At 70.7% G+C, this 19,150-nt stretch carries 22 protein-coding genes and 2 pseudogenes; 20 read left to right on the top strand and 4 right to left on the bottom strand.

The genetic code is table 11. The features are described 5' to 3' along the window. Positions 1–162: 162 nt before the first annotated feature. Both ffh and ftsH read left to right on the top strand, forming a co-directional pair. Positions 163–1,737, top strand: coding sequence for a signal recognition particle protein (gene ffh, locus ABZY44_RS27135; RefSeq protein WP_356658190.1), 1,575 nt, complete (start codon positions 163–165; stop codon positions 1,735–1,737). A gap of 199 nt (positions 1,738–1,936) precedes the next feature. Then, the gene (ftsH, locus tag ABZY44_RS27130; protein WP_356658188.1) at positions 1,937–3,859 is read left to right on the top strand and encodes an ATP-dependent zinc metalloprotease FtsH; all 1,923 of its coding nucleotides are present in this window, start codon (positions 1,937–1,939) and stop codon (positions 3,857–3,859) included. A gap of 65 nt (positions 3,860–3,924) precedes the next feature. Here the strand turns inward: ftsH and ABZY44_RS27125 are convergent, their stop codons facing one another. Beyond that, positions 3,925–4,650, bottom strand: a complete 726-nt coding sequence (locus tag ABZY44_RS27125; protein ID WP_356658186.1) for a methyltransferase type 11 — start codon at positions 4,648–4,650, stop codon at positions 3,925–3,927. A gap of 142 nt (positions 4,651–4,792) precedes the next feature. Here ABZY44_RS27125 and proS point away from each other — a divergent pair, with 142 nt between their 5' ends. The 17 genes and pseudogenes from proS to ABZY44_RS27040 all read left to right on the top strand — a co-directional run bounded on the left by proS (position 4,793) and on the right by ABZY44_RS27040 (position 16,987). Continuing rightward, positions 4,793–6,205, top strand: coding sequence for a proline--tRNA ligase (proS, locus tag ABZY44_RS27120; RefSeq protein ID WP_356658184.1), 1,413 nt, complete (start codon positions 4,793–4,795; stop codon positions 6,203–6,205). Between the two features lie 200 nt (positions 6,206–6,405). Further along, on the top strand, positions 6,406–7,005 hold the full coding sequence (locus tag ABZY44_RS27115) for a hypothetical protein (RefSeq protein WP_356658182.1): 600 nt from the start codon (positions 6,406–6,408) through the stop codon (positions 7,003–7,005). A 169-nt stretch (positions 7,006–7,174) separates the two neighbouring features. Then, positions 7,175–7,618 (top strand): 30S ribosomal protein S16, encoded by a 444-nt coding sequence (gene rpsP / locus ABZY44_RS27110; RefSeq protein ID WP_356658180.1) that lies wholly within the window; start codon positions 7,175–7,177, stop codon positions 7,616–7,618. A 2-nt stretch (positions 7,619–7,620) separates the two neighbouring features. After that, a complete protein-coding gene (locus ABZY44_RS27105; protein WP_030011889.1) occupies positions 7,621–7,860 on the top strand; it encodes an RNA-binding protein in 240 nt (79 codons plus the stop codon). Between the two features lie 81 nt (positions 7,861–7,941). Continuing rightward, the gene (rimM, locus tag ABZY44_RS27100; RefSeq protein WP_356658178.1) at positions 7,942–8,511 is read left to right on the top strand and encodes a ribosome maturation factor RimM; all 570 of its coding nucleotides are present in this window, start codon (positions 7,942–7,944) and stop codon (positions 8,509–8,511) included. Further along, on the top strand, positions 8,511–9,332 hold the full coding sequence (gene trmD / locus ABZY44_RS27095) for a tRNA (guanosine(37)-N1)-methyltransferase TrmD (RefSeq protein WP_356658176.1): 822 nt from the start codon (positions 8,511–8,513) through the stop codon (positions 9,330–9,332). The genes rimM and trmD overlap by 1 nt, the downstream gene beginning before the upstream one ends. A gap of 134 nt (positions 9,333–9,466) precedes the next feature. After that, on the top strand, positions 9,467–9,817 hold the full coding sequence (gene rplS / locus ABZY44_RS27090; protein WP_215031523.1) for a 50S ribosomal protein L19: 351 nt from the start codon (positions 9,467–9,469) through the stop codon (positions 9,815–9,817). Positions 9,818–9,933: 116 nt separating this feature from the next. After that, on the top strand, positions 9,934–10,704 hold the full coding sequence (lepB, locus tag ABZY44_RS27085; protein WP_356658173.1) for a signal peptidase I: 771 nt from the start codon (positions 9,934–9,936) through the stop codon (positions 10,702–10,704). A gap of 127 nt (positions 10,705–10,831) precedes the next feature. Next, positions 10,832–11,743: pseudogene (lepB, locus tag ABZY44_RS27080) on the top strand (signal peptidase I); the annotation flags it as partial. Next, positions 11,715–12,629, top strand: a complete 915-nt coding sequence (gene lepB / locus ABZY44_RS27075) for a signal peptidase I (protein WP_356658216.1) — start codon at positions 11,715–11,717, stop codon at positions 12,627–12,629. The pseudogene lepB (ABZY44_RS27080) and the gene lepB (ABZY44_RS27075), both read left to right, overlap by 29 nt. 43 nt (positions 12,630–12,672) lie before the next feature. Continuing rightward, on the top strand, positions 12,673–13,449 hold the full coding sequence (lepB, locus tag ABZY44_RS27070) for a signal peptidase I (RefSeq protein ID WP_356658171.1): 777 nt from the start codon (positions 12,673–12,675) through the stop codon (positions 13,447–13,449). After that, positions 13,439–13,930: an NUDIX hydrolase gene (locus tag ABZY44_RS27065; protein WP_356658169.1), complete on the top strand. Its 492-nt coding sequence runs from the start codon at positions 13,439–13,441 to the stop codon at positions 13,928–13,930. Before lepB (ABZY44_RS27070) ends, ABZY44_RS27065 begins: the two co-directional genes overlap by 11 nt. Positions 13,931–13,985: 55 nt before the next feature. Beyond that, positions 13,986–14,294 carry a DUF2469 domain-containing protein gene (locus ABZY44_RS27060; RefSeq protein WP_005311352.1) on the top strand — a complete coding sequence of 103 codons (309 nt, stop codon included), beginning with the start codon at positions 13,986–13,988 and terminating at the stop codon, positions 14,292–14,294. A gap of 163 nt (positions 14,295–14,457) precedes the next feature. Further along, on the top strand, positions 14,458–14,829 hold the full coding sequence (locus ABZY44_RS27055; RefSeq protein WP_356658167.1) for a YraN family protein: 372 nt from the start codon (positions 14,458–14,460) through the stop codon (positions 14,827–14,829). After that, positions 14,829–15,080 (top strand): annotated as a pseudogene (locus ABZY44_RS27050) (magnesium chelatase domain-containing protein); the annotation flags it as partial. The gene ABZY44_RS27055 and the pseudogene ABZY44_RS27050, both read left to right, overlap by 1 nt. A 42-nt stretch (positions 15,081–15,122) precedes the next feature. After that, positions 15,123–16,577: a recombinase family protein gene (locus tag ABZY44_RS27045; protein ID WP_356658165.1), complete on the top strand. Its 1,455-nt coding sequence runs from the start codon at positions 15,123–15,125 to the stop codon at positions 16,575–16,577. 170 nt (positions 16,578–16,747) lie between these two features. Further along, positions 16,748–16,987 carry a helix-turn-helix transcriptional regulator gene (locus ABZY44_RS27040; protein WP_356658163.1) on the top strand — a complete coding sequence of 80 codons (240 nt, stop codon included), beginning with the start codon at positions 16,748–16,750 and terminating at the stop codon, positions 16,985–16,987. A 194-nt stretch (positions 16,988–17,181) separates the two neighbouring features. Here ABZY44_RS27040 and ABZY44_RS27035 read toward each other — a convergent pair whose 3' ends face one another. Continuing rightward, positions 17,182–17,325, bottom strand: coding sequence for a hypothetical protein (locus ABZY44_RS27035; RefSeq protein WP_356658161.1), 144 nt, complete (start codon positions 17,323–17,325; stop codon positions 17,182–17,184). A gap of 365 nt (positions 17,326–17,690) precedes the next feature. Here ABZY44_RS27035 and ABZY44_RS27030 point away from each other — a divergent pair, with 365 nt between their 5' ends. Further along, positions 17,691–17,828: a hypothetical protein gene (locus tag ABZY44_RS27030; RefSeq protein WP_356658159.1), complete on the top strand. Its 138-nt coding sequence runs from the start codon at positions 17,691–17,693 to the stop codon at positions 17,826–17,828. A gap of 97 nt (positions 17,829–17,925) precedes the next feature. Here ABZY44_RS27030 and ABZY44_RS27025 read toward each other — a convergent pair whose 3' ends face one another. Together ABZY44_RS27025 and ABZY44_RS27020 are read right to left on the bottom strand one after the other, a co-directional pair. Continuing rightward, on the bottom strand, positions 17,926–18,156 hold the full coding sequence (locus tag ABZY44_RS27025) for a hypothetical protein (protein ID WP_356658157.1): 231 nt from the start codon (positions 18,154–18,156) through the stop codon (positions 17,926–17,928). Positions 18,157–18,309: 153 nt separating this feature from the next. Continuing rightward, a partial coding sequence (locus ABZY44_RS27020) for a GntR family transcriptional regulator (RefSeq protein WP_356658155.1) occupies positions 18,310–19,150 on the bottom strand: 841 nt, incomplete at its 5' end.

Genomic DNA, 19,150 nt, shown 5'->3' with positions numbered 1-19,150 from the left:
GGCGTAGCGGGGACGGCCGCCCCGCGGGGGCTTCCCGCACCCCGCCCCTCCCCGGAACCCGGGGACGGGGCGGGGATTCCCGCCCGCAGGGCCAGGCAGGCGGCGCGGCCCGATACCCTGGGGGACGACCACACGCCCCCGACCCGAGGAATCGCGACCACCGTGTTCGATACGCTTTCCGACCGCCTCAGCGCGACCTTCAAGTCCCTGCGGGGCAAAGGCCGCCTCTCCGAGCAGGACATCGACGCTGCGGCGCGGGAAATCCGTATCGCCCTCCTCGAGGCCGACGTCGCGCTCCCCGTGGTCCGCTCCTTCATCGCGAACGTCAAGGAGCGCGCCCGCGGCGAAGAGGTCTCCAAGGCCCTGAACCCGGGCCAGCAGGTCCTCAAGATCGTCAACGACGAGCTGGTCTCGATCCTCGGCGGCGAGACCCGGCGGCTGCGCTTCGCCAAGACCGCGCCCACCGTGATCATGCTCGCCGGTCTCCAGGGTGCCGGTAAGACCACCCTCGCCGGAAAGCTCGGCCTGTGGCTGAAGGGGCAGGGCCACGCCCCGCTCCTCGTCGCGTGCGACCTCCAGCGGCCCAACGCCGTCAACCAGCTCTCCGTCGTCGCGGAGCGGGCCGGAGTCGCGGTCTACGCGCCCGCCCCCGGCAACGGCGTCGGTGACCCGGTCCAGGTCGCCAAGGACTCGATCGAGTACGCCCGCACCAAGCAGTACGACGTGGTCGTCGTCGACACCGCCGGCCGCCTCGGCATCGACCAGGAGCTGATGCAGCAGGCCGCGGACATCCGCGACGCCGTCAGCCCGGACGAGATCCTCTTCGTCGTCGACGCCATGATCGGCCAGGACGCGGTCAACACGGCCGAGGCCTTCCGCGACGGCGTGGGCTTCGACGGCGTCGTGCTCTCCAAGCTCGACGGCGACGCGCGGGGCGGTGCCGCGCTCTCCATCGCGCACGTCACCGGCAAGCAGATCATGTTCGCCTCGAACGGCGAGAAGCTCGACGAGTTCGACGCCTTCCACCCGGACCGCATGGCGGGCCGGATCCTCGACATGGGTGACATGCTCACCCTGATCGAGCAGGCCGAGAAGACGTTCAGCCAGGACGAAGCCGAGAAGATGGCGGCGAAGCTGGCGAAGGGCCCGAAGGAGTTCACGCTCGACGACTTCCTGGCCCAGATGGAGCAGGTCCGCAAGATGGGCTCCATCTCCAAGCTCCTCGGGATGCTCCCCGGCATGGGGCAGATCAAGGACCAGATCAACAACATCGACGAGCGCGACGTCGACCGCACCGCGGCCGTCATCAAGTCGATGACCCCGGCCGAGCGCCAGGACCCGCACATCATCAACGGCTCGCGCCGCGCCCGTATCGCCAAGGGCGCCGGTGTCGAGGTCAGCGCCGTGAAATCGCTCGTCGAGCGGTTCTTCGAGGCCCGCAAGATGATGTCCCGCATGGCCCAGGGCGGCGGCATGCCCGGCATGCCGGGCATCCCCGGGATGGGCGGCGGCCCCGGCCGGCAGAAGAAGCAGGTCAAGCAGGCCAAGGGCAAGCGCAAGAGCGGCAACCCCATGAAGCGCAAGGAAGAAGAGGCCGCGGCCGCCGCGCGCCGCGAGGCGGGCCCCCAGGCGGCCGAGCCCGCCGCCGGCGGCAGCCCGTTCGGCCTTCCGGCCGGCGGGGCGCAGCCCGGCAAGGACTTCGACCTTCCGGACGAGTTCAAGAAGTTCATGAAGTAGCGCGGTGCCCCGCGAGCCCCGGCCGGATCGATCCGGCCGGGGCTTCCGCGTTCCCGCAGGCCGATGCGGGCCGCCGCGCGTCGCTGCCGTGTGCTTCCGGGCCGCCCCCGCGCGGGCGCTCGCCGCCCGCCGTCCCCGCCAGGGCGATGATCCGGTTTGTCCCTTATGGTCGGCCGGGAGGACGGCAGAAGGAGGCCACGTGCCCAGCCCCACCCCCGTACCGCCCCGCGACCGGGCCGATACGCCCTGGCGCTCCGAAGGCGCACCGCCCGCCCCGCCGCCGAAGCGGAAGATGCCGGGCGGCTGGCGCGGCCTGATCCTCACCGCCCTGATCGTCTACCTGGTGACCAACCTGGTGCTCTCCTTCTTCAACGAGGGCGATGAGCCGACCATCTCGTACACCGAGTTCAGCAAGCAGGTGGCCGACGGCAACGTCTCGAAGATCTACGCCAAGGGCGACGCCATCCAGGGCCAGCTGAAGACCGGACAGCCCAAGCCGGACGGCGACGAGGGCGACTACACCAAATTCCGGTCCCAGCGTCCCGCCTTCGCCGAGGACGACCTGTGGGCCGACCTCACCAAGCACGGCGTGATCGTCACCGCCTCCCCGGTCGTCGAACAGCGCAGCTTCCTGGCCAACCTGCTGATCTCGCTGGCCCCCATGCTGCTGCTGATCCTCCTGTGGGTGTTCATCGCCCGCCGGATGAGCGGCATGGGCGCCGGGGGCATGGGCGGCCTCGGCCGCAAGGCTCCGCCGAAACCGGTGGAGCTCGAGGGCGCCAAGCGCACCACCTTCGAGGACGTGGCCGGAATCGACGAGGTCGAGGGCGAGCTCGACGACGTCGTGGACTTCCTCAAGAACCCCGGCCAGTACCGCGAGATGGGCGCCCGGATGCCCGGCGGGGTGCTGCTCGCCGGGCCGCCCGGAACCGGCAAGACCCTGCTCGCCCGGGCGCTCGCGGGCGAGGCCGGCGTGCCGTTCTTCTCCGCCTCGGCCTCCGAGTTCATCGAGATGATCGTCGGCGTCGGCGCCTCCCGGGTACGGGAACTCTTCACCGAGGCGCGCAAGGTGGCCCCCGCGATCGTCTTCATCGACGAGATCGACACCATCGGGCGGGTACGCGGAGGCGGCGGCGCCATGGGCGGCCACGACGAGCGCGAGCAGACCCTGAACCAGATCCTCACCGAGATGGACGGGTTCTCCGGGTCCGAGGGAGTGGTGGTCCTGGCCGCGACCAACCGGGCCGACGTCCTGGACCCGGCGCTGACCCGGCCGGGCCGCTTCGACCGCACCGTCGTCGTCTCCCCGCCCGACCGGGCCGGACGCGAGGCGATCCTGCGGATCCACACCCGGGACATCCCGCTCGCCGACGGCGTCGACCTCGCCCAGGTGGCCCGTACGACACCGGGCATGACCGGCGCCGAACTGGCCAACCTCGCCAACGAGGCCGCCCTGCTCGCCGTGAAGCGCCAGCAGAAGGAGGTGACCCAGGCGGACCTCTCCGACGCGCTGGAGAAGGTCCAGCTCGGCGCCGAACGGCCGCTGGTCATGCCGGAGGAGGAACGCCGGCGCACCGCGTACCACGAGGGCGGGCACGCACTGCTGGGCATGCTCCAGCCGGGCGCGGACCCCGTCCGCAAGATCACCATCGTGCCGCGGGGCCGCGCGCTCGGCGTCACCCTCTCCACCCCGGACGCGGACCGCTACGCGTACACCGAGGAGTACCTGCGCGGCCGCATCATCGGCGCGCTCGGCGGCATGGCGGCCGAGGAGGTCGTCTACCGGGTCGTCACCACGGGCGCGGAGAACGACCTGGAGCAGGTGACCAACCTCGCGCGGGGCATGGTCGCCCGGTGGGGCATGAGCAAGCGCATCGGCCCGCTCACGGCGATCCCCTCGGACGGCCAGAGCCCCTACGGCCTCGCCGCGGCCCCCGCCACCCTCGACGCGGTGGACGACGAGATGCGCCGCATCGTCGAGGAGTGCTACGTGGAGGCCTGCCGGCTGCTGAACGAGAACCGCGACAAGCTCGACGCCCTCGCCGAGGCCCTGGTGGCGAACGAGACCCTGGACGAGGTAGCCGCCTACGCGGCCGCGGGCATCCCCCGGCTCCACAAGTAGCCGGGTCCGGCCGGCCACGGCCCCGGGCCGCGTGCCCGGGGCCCCGCGCCGTCCGCGGGGGGCCGTCAGACCGTCCGGGCGATCACGTAGCGGAAGATGTTGGGCAGCCAGACGGCGCCGTCGGGCCGCTCGTACGGGTGAAGCGCCTCCGCCAGTTCCTTCTCCGCCAGGGCCGGATCGGCCATGTCGAAACGCCCCGCGGAAGCCGCTCCGGCGCACCCGGCGCCCGCGCCGGGATACAGCCCCGTCGACAGGAGCCCGCGCACCGCGCTGTCCACGTCCGCGTAGCCGAAGGGGCAGAACACCCGCCCCGAGCCGTCCGGGACCAGCCCGGCCCGCGCCACCATGGCGTCCAGGTCGCGCACCACGGGTCCACCGCCCAGGACGGACGGCACCGTGCACCGCTCCGCCGGTCCCCAGTCGGCCAGCACCACCGTCCCCCCTGCCCGCCGCAGCGCCGGCAGCGCCGCGGCCAGCGTGTCCGCCCCCGGAGAGAAGGCCAGCAGCACGTCGTACGGCACCGCGGGCACCGGCGGCGCCGCCAGCACCTCGAGCAGCCGTTCCCGGGCCAGCGCCCGGCGGGCCGGATCCGCCTCCACACCCGTGGCCACGGCTCCCCGGCCGGAAGCCAGCAGCAGCGGCAGTCCGGCCCCACAGCCCAGGCCGAGCAGCCGGTCGCCCGGCCCGATCTCGAGCCGGTCGTAGACCGCGTCGTAGAGCGGTACGAGCATCCGCTCCTGGATTTCCGCCCAGTCCCGGGCAGCAAGCGTCGCCGTCGGCGTCGGTGTCATCGAAAGAGCGCTCCTGATTCCGTTTCGCCCCCATGCCCCCGCTGCCAGAGAACTCCCGATTCGCGCCCGCGTCCAGAGGAGCGAGCCACCCGGTTCACACCCGATTCACGCTCGGCGCGCCGGGCGCCGTACCATTCGCGCCATGGCAAAGGCACCCGTTCTCACCCCCCAGGCGGAGGATTTTCCCCGCTGGTACCAGGATCTGATCAACAAGGCCGAACTGGCCGACAACGGTCCGGTGCGCGGCACCATGGTCATCCGGCCGTACGGCTACGGCCTGTGGGAGCGGATGCAGCAGGAGATGGACGCGCGGATCAAGGACGCGGGCGCCCAGAACGCGTACTTCCCGCTGTTCATCCCGCAGTCGTACCTGACGAAGGAAGCCGAGCACGTCGAGGGCTTCGCCCCCGAGCTGGCGGTCGTCACGCACGGCGGCGGCAAGGAGCTGGACGAGCCGGTCGTCGTCCGTCCCACCTCCGAGACGATCATCAACGACTACTTCTCCAAGTGGGTCCAGAGCTACCGCGACCTGCCCCTGCTGATCAATCAGTGGGCGAACGTGGTCCGCTGGGAAATGCGTCCGCGCGTCTTCCTCCGTACGAGCGAGTTCCTCTGGCAGGAGGGCCACACGGCCCACGTCTCCTACGAGGACGCCCGCGACTACGCCGCCCGGATCCACCGCGACGTCTACGGCGACTTCATGACGAACGTGCTCGGCATCGACGTCGTGCTCGGCCGCAAGACCGCCAAGGAGCGCTTCGCCGGCGCCATCAACACCCTCACCCTCGAGGGCATGATGGGCGACGGCAAGGCCCTGCAGCTGGGCACGAGCCACGAGCTGGGCACCAACTTCGCCAAGGCCTTCAACACGCAGTACCTGTCGAAGGAAGGCAAGCAGGAGCTCGTCTGGCAGACCTCGTGGGGCGTCTCGACCCGCATGGTCGGCGGCCTGATCATGTCGCACGGCGACGACAACGGCCTGCGCGTCCCGCCGCGCCTCGCGCACGTCCAGGTCGTCGTCATGGCGATCAAGGGCGACGAGGCCGTGACGAAGGTCCGTGAACTGGGCGCCCAGCTCAAGGCCGCCGGCCTGCGGGTGTTCGTCGACGACCGCGTCGACACCCCCTTCGGCCGCCGCGCCGTGGACTGGGAGCTCAAGGGCGTACCGGTCCGCGTCGAGATCGGCCCGCGCGACCTGGAAGCCGGCACCGCGATGCTGGCCCGCCGCATTCCGGGCGGCAAGGAAGCCGTGCAGATCTCCGCTCTCGCCGACCTGCTGCCCAAGGTGCTGGAGGAGGACCAGGCGCAGCTGCTGCGCGAGTCCCGTGAGCGCCGGGTGGCCCGCACCAGCGACGTCGCCACCATCGAGGAGGCCGCCGAGGCCGCCGTCGCGGGCGGCTGGGCGCGGATCCCGTGGGCCGACCTCGGCCCCGAGGGCGAGGCGAAGCTCGCCGAGCAGGCCGTCTCCGTCCGCTGCCTGATCGCCGAGGACGGCTCGGTCCCGGAGGCGGACGACGCCCCCGGTACCCTCGCCGTCGTCGCCCGCTCGTACTGACCGGTCCGGCTCCGGCCGTCCCGGCGCGCGGCTCCCACCGCGCGCCGGGACGCCGTTAGTCCTCGTTACGTACCGACTCCTCCTGAGATCTGCGCACCCGTCCTCGTCGGGACGCATGAGACTGAACTGACTGGTACGTGCAAAAAATTTGGAATGGCCCGGAATCGGAACACCGGGGCACTCCGGCTCGTTGTCACGACGTGAGCACGACACCCCCTGTTCTCGCCGCAGAGCTGGCGCAGGCGTGGGCCGATATTCAGCGGTACCACTCCGAGCTGCCTGACCTTGCCGCGCCCGAGTCCCTGATCGGAGAGTCCTCGTCCGCCTGTGGCGCCGAGCTCTCCTTCGAGCGACTGCTGCACGAGGCAGTCCACGGCATCGCCGCAGCACGCGGCGTGCGTGACACCTCGCGCGCCGGCCGCTACCACAACCGCAGGTTCCTCGCGATCGCCGAGGAAATGGGGCTGGACCACGTCGACGAGCCGCACGCGAGCAGCGGCTTCTCCCTGGTCTCGCTCAACCCGGAGGCGAAGAAGCGCTACCGCCCCACCATGGAGCGCCTCCAGCGCGCGCTCAGGGCCCACACGGTCGCGACGGCCGCCGACACCAAGCGCAGCTTCCGCGGCCCGGCCGCCCGGCACGGCTCCTCCGGCGGAGGGGTCCGCGTCAAGGCGGTGTGTGACTGCGGTCGCAACGTACGGGTCGTACCGTCCGTGCTGGCCCAGGCGCCCATCGTGTGCGGCGGCTGCATGAAGCCGTTCCGCATTCCGGAGACGGCGGTGTCCGCCCTCGCCTCCTGACCGGGAGGGCGAGGCGACTCGGGCGTATGGCACAATGGACAGCTGTACTCGACAGTCGCATAGGACCCCTCTCTCCTCCGGCTGACGCGTCCATCGGGCACCCGAGTACCGCAACCCCACGTGGCATCTCATGTGCCCAACCACGTCAAGTTCAGGAGACACCACTCCAGTGGCAGTCAAGATCAAGCTCAAGCGCCTCGGCAAGATTCGCCAGCCGCACTACCGCATCGTCGTCGCCGACGCCCGTACCCGTCGGGACGGTCGCGCGATCGAAGAGATCGGTATCTACCACCCGACGTACAACCCGTCGCGCATCGAGGTCAACGCCGAGCGTGCGCAGTACTGGCTGTCGGTCGGCGCCCAGCCCACCGAGGCTGTGCTCGCCATCCTCAAGCTGACCGGTGACTGGCAGGCGCACAAGGGCCTTCCGGCCCCCGCGCCGCTGCTCCAGCCGGTGACGAAGGAGAGCAAGCGTCGCTCCTTCGACGAGTTCGCCAAGGCCCTCGAGGGCATCGGCGAGGGCAAGGGCGAAGCCATCACGCAGAAGGCGAAGAAGGCCGACAAGAAGGCGGACGAGGCTGAGGCCGAGACCGCCGAGTCGACCGAGGCCTGAGCATGCTCGAGGAGGCTCTTGAGCACCTCGTGAAGGGCATCGTGGACAACCCCGACGAAGTGCAGGTCGCCTCGCGCAACCTGCGCCGCGGGCAGGTGCTCGAGGTTCGGGTCCACCCCGACGACCTCGGCAAGGTGATCGGTCGCAACGGCCGCACCGCACGTGCTCTGCGTACCGTCGTGGGTGCCATCGGCGGCCGCGGTATCCGTGTCGACCTCGTCGACGTGGACCAGGTCCGCTGAAAAGTTGAATGACCGGCTCGGGCCGGGGAGGGCGATACCGCCCGCCCCGGCCCGTCGTCGTCTGAACAGGAGAGACACACAGTGCAGCTGGTAGTCGCGCGGATCGGCCGCGCCCACGGGATCAAGGGTGAGGTCACCGTCGAGGTGCGGACCGACGAGCCCGAGCAGCGGCTCGGGCCCGGCGCCGTGCTCCAGACCGAACCGGCGTCGGCGGGACCGCTGACCGTGGAGACGGGCCGGGTGCACAGCGGGAGGCTGCTGCTGCGCTTCGTGGGAGTCAAGGACCGCACCGGCGCCGAGGCGCTGCGCAACGTCCTGCTCATCGCCGATGTGGACCCGGCGGAGCTGCCGGCCGAGCCCGACGAGTACTACGACCACCAGCTGATGGACCTCGAGGTCGCCCTCGAGGACGGCACGGTGATCGGCCGGATCACCGAGATCTCCCACCTGCCCTCGCAGGACCTCTTCATCGTCGAGCGCCCGGACGGCACCGAGGTGATGATCCCCTTCGTCGAGGAGATCGTCGCCGGGATCGACCTCGCCGAGCAGCGCTGTGTCATCACCCCGCCGCCGGGACTGATCGACGACCTCGCCGAGATCGCGTCCGAGCGCGACGCCGAGGCCGGCAAGCCCGCCGGGGACGGCGCCTGATGCGTCTCGACGTCGTCACGATCTTCCCGGAGTACCTGGAGCCGCTCAACGTCTCCCTCGTCGGCAAGGCGCGGGCGCGCGGGCAGCTCGACGTGCACGTCCACGACCTGCGGGAGTGGACGTACGACCGGCACAACACGGTGGACGACACCCCGTACGGGGGCGGCCCGGGCATGGTCATGAAGACCGACCCGTGGGGCGAGGCGCTGGACGCCGCGATGGCCGACGGCTACGAGGCGGGCGCGCACGGGCCCGTCATGGTCGTCCCCACCCCCAGCGGCCGGCCGTTCACCCAGGAACTGGCCGTGGAACTCTCCGAGCGCCCCTGGCTGATCTTCACCCCGGCGCGGTACGAGGGCATCGACCGCCGGGTCATGGACGAGTACGCCACGCGCGTCCCCGTGTACGAGGTCTCCATCGGCGACTACGTCCTGGCCGGCGGCGAGGCGGCCGTCCTGGTCGTCACCGAGGCCGTGGCCCGGCTGCTGCCGGGGGTCCTCGGCAACGCCGAGTCGCACCGCGACGACTCCTTCGCGCCCGGTGACATGGCGAACCTGCTGGAGGGGCCCGTCTACACCAAGCCGCCGGAGTGGCGCGGCCGCGGCATCCCGGACGTGCTGGTCAGCGGGCACCACGGCAAGATCGCCCGGTGGCGCCGCGACGAGGCCTTCCGCCGGACCGCGCGCAACCGCCCGGACCTGATCGAGCGCTGCGAGGCCTCCTCCTTCGACAAGAAGGACCGCGAGCTGCTGAGCATCCTCGGCTGGCAGCCGTCCGCCGACGGCCGATTTTGGCGTAGGCCGCAGGCCGTGGAAGAATAGGCGGCTGCTGTGTGCTCGCGTGCGCCCCTGCCACAGGGGGACAGTCGCCCGCCGAGTTCCGCGGCACCCGGACTCTCTACGGAAACCCCGCATCGGCGGCCTGTGGCGTCATGCGAAGAAAGCAGACGAATTACATGTCTCACCTGCTCGATGGCGTCAACGCCGCCACGCTCCGCTCGGACCTCCCGGCCTTCCGCCCGGGTGACACGATCAACGTGCACGTCCGCGTGATCGAGGGCAACCGCTCCCGTATCCAGCAGTTCAAGGGCGTTGTCATCCGTCGCCAGGGCTCTGGCGTCTCCGAGAGCTTCACCGTCCGCAAGGTTTCCTTCAGCGTCGGCGTGGAGCGTACCTTCCCGGTCCACTCCCCGATCTTCGAGAAGATCGAGCTCGTCACCCGCGGTGACGTGCGTCGCGCCAAGCTGTACTTCCTCCGTGAGCTCCGCGGCAAGGCCGCGAAGATCAAGGAGAAGCGCGACCGCTGATCTGCTCTCGGCGTTCCCCGGGCGGGCGGATAGGCTCGCCCCCGATGGACACCGAAGCACCTCACACGCAGCGCGGCCACTCTTTCCCCGACGAGGGGGAGGGGCGGTCGCGTTTCGTGCTTTCCGAAGCGGCTGGCGCGCCGGCTCCCGACGCGCCGGACACCGGTGATTCCGCGACCGGTGGTTCCGCGACCGGTGGTTCCGCGACCGGTGGTTCCGGGACCGGCGAGCAGGGCTCCCGCGCGGCGGGCTGGCTGACCTGGCGCCGGGCCGGGCTGCTGGGCGTGATCTGTACCGTCTTCCTGCTGCTGCTCAGCAATTTCGTCCTCCAGCCGTTCCTCATCCCGAGCCGCTCGATGGAGCCGACGCTCGCCGTGGGGGACCGGGTGCTGGTCGACAAACTGGCGTACCGCTTCGGCGGTACGCCGCAGCGCGGTGACGTCGTGGTCTTCGACGGCACGGGCTCCTTCGTGCCGGAGGGTCCCACCGGGAGCGCGATCGGTGAGGCCCTGCACGGCGTGGGCTCGGCCCTCGGGCTCGCCGAACCGTCCGACACCGATTTCGTGAAGCGGGTCGTCGGAGTCGGCGGCGACGACGTGGCGTGCGACGCGAACGGCCGGATCAAGGTCAACGGGGTGCCGTTGGACGAGCCGTACCTCTTCCCCGGGGACACGGCGTCGAAGGTGCCCTTCCGGATCGTGGTACCGCTCGGGACCCTCTGGGTCATGGGCGATCATCGTTCCCAGTCCCGGGACTCCCGGGACCACCTGGGGGAACCTGGCGGGGGGATGGTGCCGGTGGAGAAGGTCATCGGGCGGGCCGACTGGATCGGCTGGCCGGTCTCGCGATGGGCCCACGTGTCGCCCGCGGGCGGCGGACGTGGGTAGCCGGGGCCGTCCGAGACGCGACGGGGACGCGGATCCGGAACCGGGACGCGGGGCCACCGGGGCCTCCGGGGCCACCGGGGGCGGCCGCGCGGCGGAGCAGGGCGGCGGCCCGGCGCAGGAGCCCGGAGGCCGCGCCGACCGGCGCCGGCTGGCCCGGCGCGTCCGGCGCAGGCGGCGTACCCGCCGCGCCGGAGAGCTGCCCCTGCTGGTGGTGGTCGCGCTGTGCATCGCCCTGATCCTCAAGACCTTCCTGGTGCAGGCCTTCTTCATCCCGTCGGGCTCCATGGAGCAGACGATCCGGATCGGCGACCGGGTCCTGGTCGACAAGCTGACCCCGTGGTTCGGTGCCAAGGCCGAGCGCGGGGAGGTCGTCGTGTTCAAGGACCCCGGGGGCTGGCTCGGCGGCGAGAGCGCCCGCCCGGCTCCGGACCCGGTGGGCGTCAAGCAGGTCAAGCAGGCCCTCACCTTCATCGGCCTGCTGCCCTCGGCCGACGAGCAGGACGTGATCAAGCGGGTCATCGGGACCGGCGGGGACACCGTGAAGTGCTGCGACGCCCGGGGCCGGGTCACCGTCAACGGATCGCCGCTCGACGAGCCGTACATCAGTCCGGGCAACGCGCCCTCGGAGATCCCCTTCGAGGTGCACGTGCCCGAGGGGCGGCTCTTCGTCATGGGCGACCACCGGTCGAACTCGGCCGACTCCCGCTACCACCTCGACGAGGCCTTCCAGGGCACGATCTCCGAGGAGGACGTGGTCGGTCAGGCGGTCGTTATCGCATGGCCGTTCGGGCACTGGCGGCGCCTGGAACAGCCCGCGACCTTCCGCATGGTGCCCGACCAGGCACGCCGTGCACGCCGTACGCGTCGTCGGCGCCCTCAAGACGCCTCGTTCGCATAGTGTGTTCCCGGTCTCCCGCGCCTTCGGGAACTCCCGCTCGTTAGGGAGGGGAGGGCCCGTGCCTGATCCGGCCGGGCTTGCAATTTCCGAATGAGGAGTAGACGTGGGGGATGTGGCGGTGGGTGCACGGTCCGGACGTGACGAGGGTGCCGAGCAGCCGGACGACGCCGTCGATCACGATGCCGTCAAGCACGACGACGGCGCGAAGGACGACGTGGCGGTCCGCCCGCACCGATCCTTCTGGAAGGAGCTGCCGCTCCTGATCGGAATCGCCCTGCTGCTGGCTCTGCTGATCAAGACCTTCCTGGTGCAGGCGTTCTCGATCCCGTCCGACTCGATGCAGAACACCCTGCAGCGGGGCGACCGCGTCCTCGTGGACAAGCTGACGCCGTGGTTCGGCTCGGAGCCCGAGCGCGGTGAGGTCGTGGTCTTCCACGACCCCGCGAACTGGCTGAGCGGGGAGTCCACGCCGGAGCCCAACATCGCGCAGAAGGTCCTCAGCGCCATCGGCCTCATGCCGTCCGCCGAGGAGAAGGACCTCATCAAGCGGACGATCGCGGTCGGCGGCGACACGGTCGAGTGCAAGAAGGGGGGACCGGTCGTCGTCAACGGCAAGGAGCTCGACGAGCCGTACATCTACCCCGGCAACACCCCCTGCGACGACTTCCCCTTCGGCCCCATCACCGTGCCCAAGGGCAAGATCTGGGTGATGGGCGACCACCGGCAGAACTCCCAGGACTCCCGGTACCACCAGCAGGACCCCACCAAGGGCTTCGTACCCGTCAGCGACGTCGTCGGGCGGGCCGTGGTGGTCGCGTGGCCGGTCACCCGCTGGTCCACCCTGCCGATCCCGGAGACCTTCGACCAGCCGGGCATCGGCACGCAGGCCGAGGCCGCCGCGCTCGGTCTCGGCGCCTCCGGACTGGCGCCCGTCGGGCTCGGCCCCGCCGCGCTCGGATTCGTCGGCGCGGTGCCGGTCGTCCTGTGGCGCCGGCGCGAGCTGACCGCGAGGCGTACCGGCAGGTAGGGTGCCGCCCAGGTCGACGATCTCCGAAGGTGGGGGCGCTGCAATGGGCGGAACACGAGCAATACGAGCAGGTGACGGCGATGGCCGCGGCGGTCTTGGCAACATGTTGTCGGGACTCGCCGTGGCCATCGGCTTTGCGCTCTTCCTGGGCGGGTTCGTGTGGGGAGCCGTCGTGTACCAGCCGTACACGGTGCCGACCGACTCGATGGTGCCGACGGTGAAGCCCGGGGACCGGGTCTTGGCCCAGCGCATCGACGGCGCCGAGGTGCGCCGAGGTGACGTGGTCATCTTCAAGGACGAGCAGTGGAGCGATTCGCCGATGGTCAAGCGGGTCGTGGGCATCGGCGGGGACACCGTCAAGTGCTGCGGCGACGGCGGCCGGATCACCTTGAACGGCAAGGAGCTCGACGAGCCGTACATCGAGAAGGAGGAGCTCGACGTCGCGGACGCGCCGGGCGGCTCCGCCTCGCGGACCCCGTTCGAGGTGACGGTGCCCGAGGGCAAACTGTTCCTGCTGGGCGACCGGCGCGGGGCCTCGATCGACTCCCGGGCACACCTCGAGGAGGCCGGGCAGGGCACGGTGGACCGGTCGGCGGTGAGCGCCCGAGTGGACGCCCTGGCGTGGCCCTCCCAGACGATGCTGGAGCGGCCGGCGGGCTACGCGGCCCTGCCCGGCGGGATCTCGAAGGCGGGGCCGCTGCGGCTCCAGGTGGTCGCCGTGGCGGCCGGAGCCGCCCTGGTGGTGCTCGGAGCCGCCTACGGCCCGGTCGCACGGGCCCTTGGGCGCGGACGGAGGAGGGAGCGGACCGGTGTCCGCTGACGGGCCGCGCAAGGTGTCGCGGGTGATCCTGCTGGATCCCGCCGACCGGATCCTGCTCCTGCACGGTTTCGAGCCGGACGATCCGGCGGACGACTGGTGGTTCACCCCGGGCGGCGGCCTGGAAGGCTCCGAGACCCGGGAGCAGGCCGCGCTGCGCGAGCTCGCGGAGGAGACCGGGATCACCGAGGTGGAACTCGGGCCGGTGCTGTGGCACCGCTACTGCGAGTTCCCCTTCGACGGGCGCCGCTGGAAGCAGGACGAGTGGTACTTCCTGGCCCGCACGGCCCGGACGCGGACCGCGACGGGCGGCTTCACGGAGCTCGAGCGGCGCAGCGTCTCCGGGGCCAGGTGGTGGACCTCCGAGGAACTTCTGGCGGCCCGTGAGACGGTGTACCCGACCAGACTCCCAGAGCTGCTCCGCAGGCTGCTCGACGACGGTCCCCCGGGTGCGCCCGTGAACCTGGCCCCGGAAATCGTTTAGGGGCGCACGGGCCTGGCGCACAATAGGGGGACGCACGGCTGAAGGGGAACATGCCATGAGTGCCGAGGACCTCGAGAAGTACGAGACCGAGATGGAGCTGAAGCTCTATCGGGAGTACCGCGACGTCGTCGGGCTGTTCAAGTATGTGATCGAGACCGAACGCCGTTTCTACCTCACCAACGACTACGAGATGCAGGTGCACTCGGTCCAGGGCGAGGTGTTTTTCGAGGTCTCGATGGCCGACGCGTGGGTCTGGGACATGTACAGGCCGGCCCGGTTCGTCAAGCAGGTACGGGTTCTGACCTTCAAGGACGTGAACATCGAGGAGCTCAACAAGAGCGATCTCGAACTTCCGGGGAGCTAGGCCGCGGCGTCCGGCGCCGCGTCCGGGGAGCGGGACGGACCCGGCCCCGACCCGGACGGTTCACCCGCACGGGTGAGGGGGTTTTCCACAATGCCCTGGTTGTCCACCAAGATCCACCGGGTGGGCGGGCACGCGGGACCGTCGGTACCGGAGGTGGTGCCGGATGGACGCGAAGGGCGTGGCACAGCAGGCATTGGGACGGTACGGCGAGGAGCTCGCGACGCGGCGGCTCGCCGAGGCCGGGATGACCGTCATCGCGCGGAACTGGCGGTGCCGGAGCGGGGAGATCGACATCGTCGCCCGGGACGGGGACGCCCTCGTCGTGTGCGAGGTGAAGACCCGGCGGGCGGGGGAGTTCGAACACCCCATGGCCGCGCTGCGGCCCGGCAAGGCCGAGCGGCTCCGGCGGCTCGCCGGGCGGTGGATGGCCGATCACGGCGGACCGCCCCCGGGCGGGGTGCGGATCGACCTGGTCGGGATCCTGCTGCCGCGGCGCGGTGCGCCCGTGGTGGAGCACATCAGGGGGGCCGCCTGATGGGGTTCGCGCGAGCCTGTTCGGTCGCCCTCGTGGGCGTCGAGGGCGTGGTGGTGGAGGTCCAGGCCGACCTGGAGCCCGGGGTCGCCGCCTTCACCCTGGTGGGGCTGCCCGACAAGACCCTGGTCGAGAGCCGGGACCGGGTCCGGGCGGCCGTGGTGAACTCCGGCGCCTCCTGGCCGCAGAAGAAGCTCACCGTCGGCCTCAGTCCCGCCTCGGTACCGAAGTCGGGCGCAGGCTTCGATCTGGCGAAGGCCTATCTAAGGCGGATCTAAAGTGCCAGCATGGGGGGCATGGAGCCACAGAACTCGGGCCCGCCGGGACGCCGCGTCGTCCGCTGCTACCTCTACGCCCGCATCAGCTCAGACCGCGAGGGCGCCGGCCTCGGCTGTGACCGTCAGATCGAAGACGGCTACGCCCTGGCCGGACAGCTCAGCAACGGCGACACCGAGTACCGCGTCATCGAGGTCTTCGAGGACAACGACCTCAGCGCCTACTCGGGCAAGCCGCGGCCGGACTACATCCGAATGCTCCAGGGGCTCGAAGCCGGCGCCGGAGAGTGCGTCATTGCCTGGCACACCGACCGCCTCCACCGGTCGCCCGCCGAGCTTGAGAAGTACATCGACATCTGCGAGCCGCGCCGTGTCGAGACCCGCACGGTCAAGGCGGGCCACCTGGACCTCACCACGGCCACCGGACGGATGATCGCCCGCCAGCTCGGCGTGCAGGCCCGGTACGAAGTCGAGCGCATGGTTGAAAGACAGAAGCGCGCCCGGGACCAGATGGCGCAGATGGGCAAGCACTTCGGCGGCCGCCGCCCCTTCGGCTGGGAGATCGACGGACTGACGCCCAATGAGACCGAGATGGAGCTCATCAGGCACGCAGCGAGAAGCGTTCTTGCTGGCGCGTCGCTGCACTCGATCAGGCGGGAATGGGCGGCCGCGGAAGTCCGCACCAGCACCGGCGGCGAGTGGGGGTCTTCTGAGATCCGCAAGATGCTGCTACGGCCCCGCAACGCGGGGATCATCGTCCATCGCGGCGAGGAAGTGGGGGCCGCGCAGTGGCCGGCGGCGCTCGATGAGCCGACGTGGCGGAGCGTCGTCGCGCTGCTCACGGACCCCAGCCGCAAAGTCGGCCCTGCCGGGAACGCGCGGGTGGCGCTCGGCACGGGCATCTACCGGTGCGGCACGTGCGGCGACACCATGATGTCGTCCGCAGACGGGAGCCGTAGCGCCCATCCTGACCGGGACCGGATGCTGAACTACCGGTGCCGCACACAGAAGCATGTGTCGCGACGGCGGAGCCTCGTTGACGACGTGGTGCAGCTCGCGGTGCTCGACCGCCTGTCGCTCCCGGACGCATCAGAGCTCCTGGCGGCCCGTGAGGACCCTGTGGACGTCCGGGGGGCCCAGGAGGACCGGAGGCAGGCGCGTCTCATCCTGGACGGCCTGGCGGCCGCTCTGGGGCGCGGAGAGCTGGATATGCGGTCGTGGACTCTGGCGTCCGAGACTGCCCGCCAGCGGATCGCTGCGGCGGAGGAAGTATTGTCGCGGGCCGTCAAGGTCAATCCGGTGGCCGCTCTCCTCACTGCGGAGGACGTCGAGGAGGCGTGGAACGGACTCGACCTGTCCCGCAAGCGGGCGGTGATCTCGTACCTGATGACCGTGACCGTCCACCGGGCCCGCCTCGGCCGCCAGCCGGGCGGCGGGTACTGGGACCCGGACTCAGTGCGCATCGCGTGGAAATGAAGCAGGGCCCCCGCCGGCAGGCAGGGGCCCCGCTGGCCGCTCCCGCCGCCTGGGGGGCAGGACTGGGAGGGCCGGTCTTATGTGCAGGCTGATGCCCGCATATATGCAAGATCACGCAATGTAGGGTGCACCCTACATACATCGATTCATGATCACGACAGCGTGGACGGGTGCCACGCCCAGTACCACTGCCCGATCACGTCCTCGCCCGGCGGAGACGCATCGGCGAGCAAACCCGGGCCGCCCGCCTCGAGCGAAACCTCACACAGGAGAGCGTGGCCCTGCGGGCAGGCATGGACCGCGCGACCTACGTCCGCATCGAGCAAGGCCAGGCATCACCCCTCCTCGACACGCTCATCCTCATCGCGGACGCCATCGGCGTGCCGCTCGCGCACCTCGTACGGGACTAGCCCGAAGCTAAGCGGAACGGGTGGCTCTGGTTCGTCATGGAGTCACCGTACTGACTGAAAGTCATGTCCGGATGTCGTGCATTCTGGCCAAAACGCCAGGTCAAGTCAGACAGTAGTGCGACTCGACCAGCGACTAGCCGACGGGGAGTAGCCCCGGCCGGCCGGGGGGTGCCAGCCGGGGCGGTCCAAGGGGGTCAGCCGCCCTGTCCGCATTTACCGCAGGGGATCGCACCTACGCGGGCGAGCTTGTTGCCGTTCTCATCGGTCTCCCAGACGTCAGCGCGGGAGCCCCCGCAGCCGGGGGTCGGGCAGCCGATGTTCTCGATCACCTGAGGCATGGTCAGACTCCATCGTGTAGGCAGAGCAAGGGATGAGAGGCGACGAATCCACGCGCACGACGCCAGCGTCGCTGGGGCTGTACACGGCGGTCACGTGGCCTCGGCAGTACGGGCGGCCACAGTCCGACGTCTGGTCGAGGGTGTGACGCCCCACCGTCCGCCGGAGTCTCAGGCCGCAGCCGAAACACGGCATCGGGTGGTATCCCTCGTCATTCCAGATGTAGGCGATTGCGTGGGCGCTATTACAATTCGGGCAGGTCCAGGCCATTCGGCCAGGCTCTCTGATGTGCGGTCGCGCGGTGGTGCAGACCCGCCCCGGCCACCCGAAGGGGGGAACCAAATCCGGGGAGCCGAGGCGGGGGTCAGTGGGTGCCAAGGACGATCGCGGCGAGGACGCCGAGGACGATCAGGACGTACGCAAGCTGACGCGCGAGCTCGTCGCTCACCTGCGGTCCTGGACGGTGACGGGTCGGCAGGCCGGGTCCCGGATGTCGTGGAGGTAGCTGGTCGGCCGTGCGCCGGACGCCGAGTGTGGGATGACCTCGTCGCCGCCAGCCCGGATGACGCGGCCGCACCGGGCGCACGTCTGGCCGACGGCGCTCACACCTGCTCCAGCAGGTCGGGTGCCGCGGTGAACTCGACGCCGTCGGCGCCGCGGACGTACGCGGTCCGCGAGTACTGCTGCCGACCGCCGAAGTTGCCCAGCGGCTCGCGTACGACGGCCATCAGCCGGCCTTCGCGGTCGCTGCTGGGGTCTCGGACCTGCTGGTGCAGGAGCGGGTGGCCGACGTGCTCGAACCCCTTGTCGGCCGATGTCTCGCGGACTTCCATGGCGATGCTCCCTAACGTCGGGTGACGTACGGTGTCGCCCCAACCGCAGGGCGTACATGCATGGTCCACCGGTGGACCAGTCAGGTCAAGGGGGCGCGGGCAAGAAGAAACCCCCGGCCGAGTGGACCGGGGGCGCAGGGCTTTGACGCAGGGTCAGCGTCCCAGCGGATATTCTTCCGTCCGAGCCCACCGGCCGCCCGGGGCCACACCTACTTCGTAGGTCAGGGGCGCACCGTCCGCGTCGTACGCGGTGTGGCGCACTTCTGACACCGCAGCCGGAGCGGTCAGGGCCAGCGCGGCCAACTCCTCAGCCTCCGCCAGGCGTGCCGTCCACCGGTCCTGAGCGGAATGCGGCGTGCGCCCCGTCTGCATCTCGACGTAGCGGGTGGTGCCCTCGCGGACGCGCTCGCGGGCCAGCAAGCGCGGCGCCGCCTCGCCGACCTCGGCGGTGAACCAGCTGCTCGACATCGCTACCGGCTGCTCACCTTCGTACGTCACGCGGTCACGGCGTACCACCTCGTCACCCACGGCAATACCGAGAGCCGCAGCCACGTCCTCCGGCGCGGCCACCAGCGCAGCACCGGTGATGGCCGCGTGCTCGCCGGCCGTGTAAATGTGCCCGGTGGCAAGGGCGGTGGCGTACCGCTCGCCAGCGGTCCGGGCGAGGGGCATGCGCTCGCGCACGGTGGATCCGGTGCCCTGTCGTGTTTCAACCAGCCCCTCCGTGCGCAGCTGGTCCAGCGCCTTGACCACGGTGGAGCGGGATACGGTCCACCGCTCGGTGAGTTCCCGCTCCGATGGCAGCGCGGCGCCGGGGGCCAGCTCGCCACGGACGATGCGCCCGCGCAGGTCGCCGGCAATCTGGTCGTACTTGGGGAGTGCCATTGGAATCCTCATGACTAGGGTCTGTTGCGAAAGTGGATCTTGATCGGTGATGATCATGGTGTGGCGCGTGGAGATCTGACGGATGCACAGTGGGCAAGGCTGGAGCCGT

It is taken from the genome of Streptomyces sp. NPDC006544 (assembly GCF_040611715.1).
Lineage (GTDB): Bacteria > Actinomycetota > Actinomycetes > Streptomycetales > Streptomycetaceae > Streptomyces.
The sequence above is the reverse complement of the archived record's forward strand: the minus strand, read 5'-3'. Positions and strand labels throughout refer to the sequence as shown.

Excerpts from the sequence above, each read along its gene's own strand:
- ABZY44_RS27060 (WP_005311352.1), top strand. The coding sequence starts at position 13,986 with ATGAGTGCCGAGGACCTCGAGAAGTACGAGACCGAGATGGAGCTGAAG.
- ABZY44_RS27035 (WP_356658161.1), bottom strand. The coding sequence starts at position 17,325 with ATGCCTCAGGTGATCGAGAACATCGGCTGCCCGACCCCCGGCTGCGGG.
- ABZY44_RS27125 (WP_356658186.1), bottom strand. The coding sequence starts at position 4,650 with ATGACACCGACGCCGACGGCGACGCTTGCTGCCCGGGACTGGGCGGAA.
- lepB (WP_356658171.1), top strand. The coding sequence starts at position 12,673 with ATGGGCGGAACACGAGCAATACGAGCAGGTGACGGCGATGGCCGCGGC.
- ABZY44_RS27105 (WP_030011889.1), top strand. The coding sequence starts at position 7,621 with ATGCTCGAGGAGGCTCTTGAGCACCTCGTGAAGGGCATCGTGGACAAC.
- rplS (WP_215031523.1), top strand. The coding sequence starts at position 9,467 with ATGTCTCACCTGCTCGATGGCGTCAACGCCGCCACGCTCCGCTCGGAC.
- proS (WP_356658184.1), top strand. The coding sequence starts at position 4,793 with ATGGCAAAGGCACCCGTTCTCACCCCCCAGGCGGAGGATTTTCCCCGC.
- ABZY44_RS27055 (WP_356658167.1), top strand. The coding sequence starts at position 14,458 with ATGGACGCGAAGGGCGTGGCACAGCAGGCATTGGGACGGTACGGCGAG.
- ABZY44_RS27045 (WP_356658165.1), top strand. The coding sequence starts at position 15,123 with ATGGAGCCACAGAACTCGGGCCCGCCGGGACGCCGCGTCGTCCGCTGC.
- ABZY44_RS27025 (WP_356658157.1), bottom strand. The coding sequence starts at position 18,156 with ATGGAAGTCCGCGAGACATCGGCCGACAAGGGGTTCGAGCACGTCGGC.
- trmD (WP_356658176.1), top strand. The coding sequence starts at position 8,511 with ATGCGTCTCGACGTCGTCACGATCTTCCCGGAGTACCTGGAGCCGCTC.